Below are 3868 nucleotides of genomic sequence, written 5' to 3' on the forward strand. Positions count from 1 at the left end.
TCATCCATATCTGTATCAGACAAACCAAAAGTAAAACCGTCTTTCGAAATTGATACACCGTAATCTAAGATATTATCATCGCCAATAAAATCACCAGAGTAATGGCCTAAGTGAAGCGCCATTTCAGTGCCGTTACTGCCAACAGCAAAGCCGTAATCAGCTGTTAGGTAAAGTGAATCACCAAAATCTGTACCATCACCACTTGCAGCTGATGTTGCAAGTACAGAAGCACCAAAGGTAAAGCCTTCGACACTGATGCTACTATAAATTTCAGAGAAATCTGCGTCTGCTTCAGAAGCTGCGTCTGGGTAAGCGTAATAAATATAACCAACATCGTAGCTAACACTTTCGTTAATATCGCCACCAAAGCCTGCGTATAAGTCAAGCTCATAGGTCATTTCATCTGCCCACGATGCGTTTGAAGCCCAAGTACCCGCATAAAAGCCCGATTCATTGGTGTAATCAATACCGCCTGAAATAGCTGCATCGCCCCCAGTTTGCTCTTGACCACGCCATAAGTAGTTTGATGTTGCCGCTGCATTAGCCGTTACTTCAGCATGTACGGCTGTTGACGTTAAAGATGTTGCGCCCATTAATGTTATAGCACTGATAGCGATGGTTTTTTTTAGTTTTAGCATGTCCATTTCCCGTTATATGATTTTTGCTCGCCAAGGTTTTTATTATGTAATCGGAACCTTTAGGCTGACGGCTTTTTATTGTTTAACTAACGGGATAATTGCACTGTATGTGCCAGCTTCATTATTTTTTATTAAAAATTATTTTTTATTTATTAAAAACATGAGCTTGAATTTTATGAATAGGATGGGGATATAACATGAAGGAAGATGTTGCGCACATTGCTGGTGCATAAATTAACCTAGCCGCACCATAAAAGTACGGCTAAATTAGAAGGTTTTAGCCGAATATAGTGCGCATAAGGCTAATTGTTTCGTTTACACTGCGACCTTTTTGAACTTCGCTCACAATTGAATCGCGTTTACTGCGAATATGCTCAGGAATATCTTCAGCGGCAAGTGCGCGGTCTACTAAAATTTCAGCAGACTCTTTACCTCTACGTTGAGTTTTGCCCGTCGTAGTTGTAGTACGTTTAGGCTTACTTAGTAGTTTGATGTAGTTAGAGTTATCTGGTGTTTTAGTATCAGCGTAGTAAAAGAAACATGGGATAAGTGCTTTAATAGCAACTAATTGCTCTTCTAATTCGTTACTCGCATTTGCCATTTTATACCATGACATAGCTTGAATACCTTTTACGATATCTTGCCAGTAACGCTCAAAATCACTATTTTTAAGTTTAGAAACACCAAGAGCACCACATAATGCATCTAATCGATTATTTGTAATCGGAGTAAATAAATCAGGGCGACGCATTACAAGCAAACGAGTTGCAGGGGCAAGTACTGGCTTTTCATTGTTGTCAGTGAATACTTTTGAATAAGCAGCAACAAATTTCTGATATTCGTATTGAGTAATGTCACCTTCAAGCGGAATATTAGCTAATGCATCGTCAAAGGCACCTGGTAAATCCCCAAGCATTTGGTGGAAGGCCTTTGCACTTCAAACCATTCAACGTCAAAGTTGTATGTGCTTGGATCAAGTGATGCCATGTGCTTACCGCTATACGCAAGCAAGTCTTCAGGGATCATGTCTTTAAGAGGTTGTTCACGAATGCTTTTAATGTACTCTACTAAACGAAGCTGCTCATCAAGTGCAATAACGTCTTTGTGTTGTTCTACAAATACACTTACTACAGGCCACGGGGCAATACGTAAAGTTTTAACCTGTAAAAAGCTAATCGCTTGCTCTGTAATGAGAATTCACTCAGCATGGCAAACGGCGCATACTTAAATATTATTTAGCCTTAAAGCTGCAGAGATTGTTATAAAACAAATGAACCCAGCTTGATACCATAAAATAGTGGACGTGAGCTATTCTTTGGTATTTTTAAAAGTGAGCAGTGATTGATGCCGGTTATTCGTGACTTAATATACTTATGGGGTCTAGTTTTACTGCTTTATAGCAGGAAAACTAGACTCTAATATAGGACTGAAAATAGCTTTAAGTATTATACTTGTCAGCGTGAATTAGTTATTTAAAAGAGTTAATAGGCTAGGGTCTTCAGTTTCAATATATAATGCTTTTAATTTTTTATCACCACTTTCGGTTTCAGTAAATTGCTGAAAAGAATAGTTTTTAGAAAAACTTGAAAGAGTCTCAATAGATGCTTGATTACTACTTTGTGTATAAGTAAGTTCTAGTGCGCAAACCTTCCCTGCACACTCTAGATCTTGCTGTAAAATAGTCACGTCTTTTAATTCATTTAGAATAAAATCGTTTAGCTTATCTTTACGTATTTGTGCTATTTCAGAGTATTCAATATTAGACATACGCTGCAGTAATATTGAAGTATCATTTTTAAATACGTCGTCCAATGCTTTTGTTGAAACAAATTCTTTTCCACCCTCAGTTGAAATAAATTCTTCAGAGAAAGCGTTAGGGCTTGAAATAGGCAATTTAGATATCGCTGCCACTTTTTGCTCTACAACTTTGTGCTGTTTGACAGATGGTTCAGAGGCTTTACTTAATAGGGTGTTTGACTCAACTGGAGGCTTAGCGTTTTCATAACTAAGAATGGCTTCATCAGTTGGTTGTATGTGGGTTAGCGGAGGATCTGTAGGCTGCCCAGTGTTTAAAATACCAAGAACGGCGACAAAAACAAGTGCAATTAAAAATATGTATTTCATTTTACTATCCTTAGAAGAGAAAGGCATACGCCTTTCTAAATGATGCTTATTCCAACCGTATCATACAAGAAACTTGACCACCACCAGAGCACGAATAGCTAACTGTACCACCCTCACCATGAACAACCGTCATGCTACCTGAGGTGCAACGGCATGTCATTGTTGCATAGCTAAATGTACTCATTGTGATTAAAAAAAACGCTAAAATAACTGTAATTTTTTTTGATAAATTCATAATAATCCTTAATCGTGATTTCGAACTTTAATGTTATCTTATTGTTTTTTTTGTAAACAATTATTTTCTAGGTGGTTTAAATATGAGAAAGGGCCTTGCGGCCCTTAGTGTTGCAGCAAGTAACACATTTTTTTTATAGGCTAAAGTCTACAGAGTCGACAACGTAAGCTTTAATATCTGAGTCATCCATATCTGTATCAGACAAACCAAAAGTAAAACCGTCTTTCGAAATTGATACACCGTAATCTAAGATATTATCATCGCCAATAAAATCACCAGAGTAATGGCCTAAGTGAAGCGCCATTTCAGTGCCGTTACTGCCAACAGCAAAGCCGTAATCAGCTGTTAGGTAAAGTGAATCACCAAAATCTGTACCATCACCACTTGCAGCTGATGTTGCAAGTACAGAAGCACCAAAGGTAAAGCCTTCGACACTGATGCTACTATAAATTTCAGAGAAATCTGCGTCTGCTTCAGAAGCTGCGTCTGGGTAAGCGTAATAAATATAACCAACATCGTAGCTAACACTTTCGTTAATATCGCCACCAAAGCCTGCGTATAAGTCAAGCTCATAGGTCATTTCATCTGCCCACGATGCGTTTGAAGCCCAAGTACCCGCATAAAAGCCCGATTCATTGGTGTAATCAATACCGCCTGAAATAGCTGCATCGCCCCCAGTTTGCTCTTGACCACGCCATAAGTAGTTTGATGTTGCCGCTGCATTAGCCGTTACTTCAGCATGTACGGCTGTTGACGTTAAAGATGTTGCGCCCATTAATGTTATAGCACTGATAGCGATGGTTTTTTTTAGTTTTAGCATGTCCATTTCCCGTTATATGATTTTTGCTCGCCAAGGTTTTTATTATGTAAT

General features: G+C 38.4%; 3 protein-coding genes and 1 pseudogene. All 4 read right to left on the bottom strand.

The window, feature by feature from the left end:
• Window positions 1–638, bottom strand: a 638-nt coding sequence (locus tag GQR45_RS21120) for a TorF family putative porin (RefSeq protein WP_165726934.1), incomplete at its 3' end; no start/stop codon positions are given.
• 277 nt (window positions 639–915) lie between these two features.
• Window positions 916–1817: pseudogene (locus tag GQR45_RS21125) on the bottom strand (hypothetical protein); the annotation flags it as partial.
• A 285-nt stretch (window positions 1818–2102) separates the two neighbouring features.
• Window positions 2103–2762, bottom strand: coding sequence for a hypothetical protein (locus GQR45_RS21130; protein WP_165726935.1), 660 nt, complete (start codon window positions 2760–2762; stop codon window positions 2103–2105).
• 368 nt (window positions 2763–3130) lie between these two features.
• Window positions 3131–3817 (bottom strand): TorF family putative porin, encoded by a 687-nt coding sequence (locus GQR45_RS21135; RefSeq protein WP_165726936.1) that lies wholly within the window; start codon window positions 3815–3817, stop codon window positions 3131–3133.
• Window positions 3818–3868: the final 51 nt, after the last annotated feature.

The organism is Pseudoalteromonas sp. SA25, from assembly GCF_011378705.1.
Classification (GTDB): Bacteria; Pseudomonadota; Gammaproteobacteria; order Enterobacterales; family Alteromonadaceae; genus Pseudoalteromonas; species Pseudoalteromonas arctica.